The organism is Blautia sp. MSK20_18 (assembly GCF_020553125.1).
In the GTDB taxonomy this organism is placed as follows: domain Bacteria; phylum Bacillota; class Clostridia; order Lachnospirales; family Lachnospiraceae; genus Blautia_A; species Blautia_A fusiformis.
This window is the reverse complement of sequence record NZ_JAJCGR010000073.1, coordinates 1-5,077: the sequence shown is the minus strand read 5'-3', so window position 1 is coordinate 5,077 and position 5,077 is coordinate 1. Positions and strand designations below refer to the sequence as shown.

Here is a 5,077-nt window from a genome sequence, read left to right as displayed (position 1 = left end):
ATCAACGTCCTTAAAAATACGGTTTTTAAGGTAAAGGAAAGTATCGTTGATTTGGTAAGTTTCAGACATGTATTTCCTGAGATTCCTGGCGATGGAGAGCCTTATGGTGTCGCTTCCGGGCTCATGCACAATCCCATTCTGCATGTAGGTAATGGAGATATTGTCATGTTTAAAACGTGGCGGTTTAGGGTCCTCGATGCCTCCTGATTTCTTCAGGGAATAAAAAGACTTCCAGGCCTTATCCAGTTGCTTGCATATTTCCTGTGCTGTTTGCGACGGAAGCTGTTTAAACCACAAACCATCCTTGTGCGCAGCCTTCTGATAGTACCAGTTTGGATATTCTACTGGCAGTGATAAGTCCTTGTAGTTCCGTCTTTCGTAGTTGCAAGCATTCCAAAGCTTATATGCTGCATAGCACATATGGCCGATAATGTTAGATTCTGATTTATTTAACCTGATAGTTGTTTTCTGTGACAGCAGCATACAAGTTCCTCCTTCTCTGAGTTTGTCATTTATAATATGCCGGATTTTTGCAAAAATGTATAATTTTCGCGAAAAAATTTTCGCGTTTTCATACGTGAAGATTAACTGAGAACGGGAAATCCCAGGCCGACAAAAAGTCGTCCGGGGATTTCGTTCTCCGTTAAAATCAGATATCTGCCTGTATATTTTTTGTGGACATTAGAAAAGCGGTATGCCTGTTGAAAAGGCACTACCGCTTTTTTCTCTCTTTGCGAGTAAGTTACTTGGTATTTTATTTGTTTCCCTGGATACAGCCAGGCCTGCATTGCTAAGCGTCCACTTTTATTGCCCGTGTGTGTGGACGTCACACATTACAAAATTCTGTTATATTAACAAAATAATCCTTTATTATCCATTTGAGAAGTAACCAAGCCGTCCACCGTGTCCGAAAAACGCCGATGGGCGTTTAAGATTGCCGCTAAAAAGAAGGAATCCTGATTCGTTGCAAGAAGAAAATATTTTTTTGCGAGTGAGTAATTTGGTAAATTCATTGTTCGTCTGCGTATACACGCTCTTACCAATTATAAGTTGGCCGCTCCGATACACTGACCATATCCACTTTCTTCTTTTCTATTAATATGTAGTAACCAAATCTTTTCTCTTATTACGCTTTTTTTTGCCTAAAGACCTGATGCCGCTATGAATCGCATAGCGAGTCGCTGAATCGGTAATTTTTCTTAATGATATCGCATACGCGCCATTTATTACATATAAATGTCCATTTGTCTTTTAAAGTATGTATTATATAAAGAAGTAACCGAAATCGTTTAGTCTTGACCACGGCTGCAATAACAGAACTGCCGCAAAATAAATTGTCATTCCGTGTAATCGTGGCGGTAAAAATAATTTGCTGTATAATTTCGTTTTCTACAAAGAAGTAACCGCCTTCGGCTGGTACGAATACCTTGCTTACTACATAGCCGGAATATTTTGCATTTCGAGTGGAGGTAAATGTATTTAAGTAATCGCAATTGGCATGAGCTCGACTGAGCTCAAGCTCAATCCCCATCCATATCTCATCGTCTTTGCAACTCAGTATTTATGTTATACAATAATCATAAATGAAGTAACATTTACGAAATGCCGAAACGCCATTATTTGTTTTTATTGATTGCTCGTGCTTCGCGCTCGTTACCAAGCAGCTTTTGCTGCTGACCAACGAAGCCGTAAGGCTAAGTACAGTGCATGAAGTGCGGCAAGCGAAGCCGAAAGACTGAGCGAAGCGTGTTTCGAACGGGGATTCAGACCCGCGTGCGAAGTTGAAACCGGAGCATTTGACCCGCGGACGACTTTTTGTCGGCCGGTTTCCCGTTCTCCGTCAACAAATGAAAGGCCTTGCCCAGGCCTACTGCCAAGGGAGGATTGTTACAAACAGCCCTCTGTTCGCCAGTCTTAAAAAAAATATTTCGTGTGGGTGCAAATGTAGTAACCTTTTCAGTAATCTTGTATTTTCCAATAATTTGAAGTAACATTTGCTAAAAGCCGAAATATTGCTGCAAGCATCAAAAGACTACAATCCCCGTTTTCCCCGTAGATACTCGTCGCGGTTCGTTCGCTCTTTTTGCTTACATATTTAATATGCTAAATAATTCAAAAGATGTAACGTTTTTTTGAAAAACTTTTTAAAGTTTTTTTAAGGAGTTTGTCTCCTGCCATTTTCTTTCTCCTTTCAGATATAGTATGCTGAAGTTTTTCCAGAAAGATACGAGAAAGAAAAATTTTTTATTTTTTCTTTTTTTTGCCTGCAGTTGGCAGCACCGCTACTGCTCTGCCTGCAAAAGAACCTCAGCCCAGGATACTGAAGACCAAGTGTGCATTCTGACACCACCGTGTCAGTTCAGCCTGTCTTCACCTCACCGCCATACCTCCCCCGGAATTTCTCGCTGAGGAATCTGAAGAGCGCTTAACCTTTCGCGTTGCGGCAAAGCCCATGTTTCCAGACGCAGGCAAAAACCTTGCGTCTGTTGCCGGCCGGCGGTTTGCCGAAACGGCACCGCGGGGTTTAGCCCTTACATATATAGTATGCTGAAAAAATCAGATGCGTAACGTTTTTTGAAGATTTTTTTAATTATTTTTTTTGAGATTCTCTTTTACATATATAGTATGCTATGTTTTGAAAGGCTGTAGCTTTTTTTTGAAGCAAACATACAAAAGCAAAATCCCCTGGAAACATTTCCAGGGGATTCTTTTCAGCCTTCAGTTTGTCATCTTTTTGTAAGTATCTGCCACATTGCTCGGCAAGTTTGAATTTGTACCGTCTGATTCAAATACCTCTCCGCTGGAATTCATCCATGAACTTAGAGGAATTGAATATGTTTCGCCGACAAACTTGAAGTTCTCCCCAAGGGTTAGCGTCGTCATTCCGTGGCAGGCGTAGAACGTACAGTCCATATTTGCCACTTTTGCTGTATTGAAACTGGATAAATCCAGAGTTGTCAGGCTCTTGCAGTTATACCACATCTTACTCATGTTCGTTAAGGCGTGACAGTGTCTGGATGGTTGATACATCATGCAGTTTCTTTAAGATGTACATAGCACAGAGTTTCTTCTGGTCAAAGCCCGTCTGATATTTATCAGCAACGATAAGCACGTTGTAGTCGTCAGAGTCAAACTCCACCGGCAGTTTCTTTTCTGCGAAGCCGTTCATTCCCGGCTCTGTATATTCTTTATCTTCCAGTTTTACCTTTCCGGAGAATGCGACCAGGGCGTGAATATCGGTATATCCTTTTCTCTTCACGTAGTCTTCAAAGCCCTGTCTGTATTTGACTGCTGCTTCACGTGATGCGGTGATGACCATTGCTTTCGCCTGTCCATCCAGTTCAGTTATTACAGTTGTACGGAAATGTTCAATTATAATTTCCACACGCTGCATGATATTAGTCTCATGCAGGTCAATAAACCTTGCAATCTGACGTTTCGCCTTATTGGTCTGATATTCCGGGTCTTCTTTAATCTCTTTATTCAACTGGAAGTATGTGTCATATGTTGTGTAATTTTCAAGGACATTCAGAATGAAACCTTCTTCTATTGCCTGTTTCATAGAATACAGATGGAATGCCTCATTTCTGCCCTTCGTATTGGTTCTTCCAAATAGTTTAAGCGTTGTCGGTTTCGGTGTAGCGGTAAATGCAAATACTGACACGTTTTCCGGCTTGCCGTTTTTGCTTACTTCTTTTGCCAGGATGTCTTCAGCATCTACCTCTTCGCCTTCCCTCAAAACATCGGTCACGGCCTTCATGTTTTTACCGGCAGTTGATGAATGTGCTTCGTCAATAATGACTGCGAAATGTTTCTCTTTCAGCGCCTTTACATTACCCACAATATACGGGAACTTCTGGATAGTCGTCACAACAATCTTTGTATTACCTTCCAGCGCCCGGCCAAGGTCTGCAGATGTGCATTTTTCATCCATAACTCGGATGAACCCGGATTTATGCTCTAATGACAGCACGGCCTGCTGCAGCTGGCGGTCTACTACTACCCTGTCAGTACAGATGATGATACTGTCAAAGATAATCTTGTTGTTATCGTCATGTAGTGATGCCAGGCGGTACGACAGCCAGGCAATCTCATTTGTCTTTCCGGAGCCGGCAGAATGCTGCAGCAGGTAGTTCTGGCTGCTTCTGTTCACCATCACATCGTCAAGCACCTTCCGGATGACGTCCAGCTGGTGGAATCTCGGGAAGATGACCGTTTCGGAAACCTTCTTTCTCGGCGCTCTACCTTCTTTTACTGCTCTTTTTTCGTCTTCTTTTTTCTCTTTTACTTCAATAAACATGAATTTACTGATGATTTCAAGCACGGAATCTTTCTGGAGGATGTTATCCCACATATAGTGGACGCTGTACTCGTCTTTTAAGACCGGGTTTCCGGCACCGGTATTAATACCCTCGCCCTTTCCCATATTGAACGGCAGGAAGAATGTGGCCTCGCCGTCAAGCTTGGTTGTCATATACACTTCTTCCAAATCCATCGCAAAAGATACCAGGACGCCGGCTTTGAATCTGAAGAGCCTTGTCTTCGGATTGCGCTCTGTCCGATACTGCAGAATCGCGTTCTCGTAGTTCTGGCCGGCTGCGTTGCATTTTAATTCAAATGCCATAATCGCAAGGCCGTTCAGGAACACGACCAGGTCAATTCTTTCTTCATCTGATGCCCACACCTCTTCTGATACAGAGAAGATGTTTTCGTTATACAACCTATTGAGTTCTTTATTATATGTTGTAGCCGGCTTTGCATATATCAGTTTCAGCGGTACATTGGCAATCTCCACGCCGTGTTTCAGGACGTCAAGCCTGCTGCCGCGTTTCTTTGTCTCTTCCGCGTTTATAGCCGACACTATCACTTCTTCTGTCTTTTCTTTATATATTTTTTTAAGGCTTTCCATCTCATCCGGTTGCGTGATTTCCAGAAACCGCATCAACTCCGGGCGGCTGACAGCAAAAAGCCTGTCGTAGTGGTCTGCCGGCTGGACTTCGTAGCCGCTGGCAGCAAGTTTTTTTAGGATTTAAAGCGGGAATCCTCGGTTATTCTATATCCGAGATGAAAGCGCATA

The 5,077-nt window shown here is 42.7% G+C and carries 2 protein-coding genes and 1 pseudogene; all 3 read right to left on the bottom strand.

Annotated features, from left to right (window positions below; genetic code table 11):
- Positions 1-483: pseudogene (locus LI091_RS18165) on the bottom strand (RNA-guided endonuclease InsQ/TnpB family protein); the annotation flags it as partial.
- 2,235 nt (positions 484-2,718) lie between these two features.
- Complete coding sequence (locus LI091_RS18795) at positions 2,719-2,982, bottom strand: hypothetical protein (RefSeq protein ID WP_442860789.1); 264 nt, start codon at positions 2,980-2,982, stop codon at positions 2,719-2,721.
- A 1-nt stretch (position 2,983) separates the two neighbouring features.
- A complete protein-coding gene (locus LI091_RS18160; RefSeq protein WP_331463649.1) occupies positions 2,984-4,909 on the bottom strand; it encodes a DEAD/DEAH box helicase family protein in 1,926 nt (641 codons plus the stop codon).
- Between the last annotated feature and the right edge of the window lie 168 nt (positions 4,910-5,077).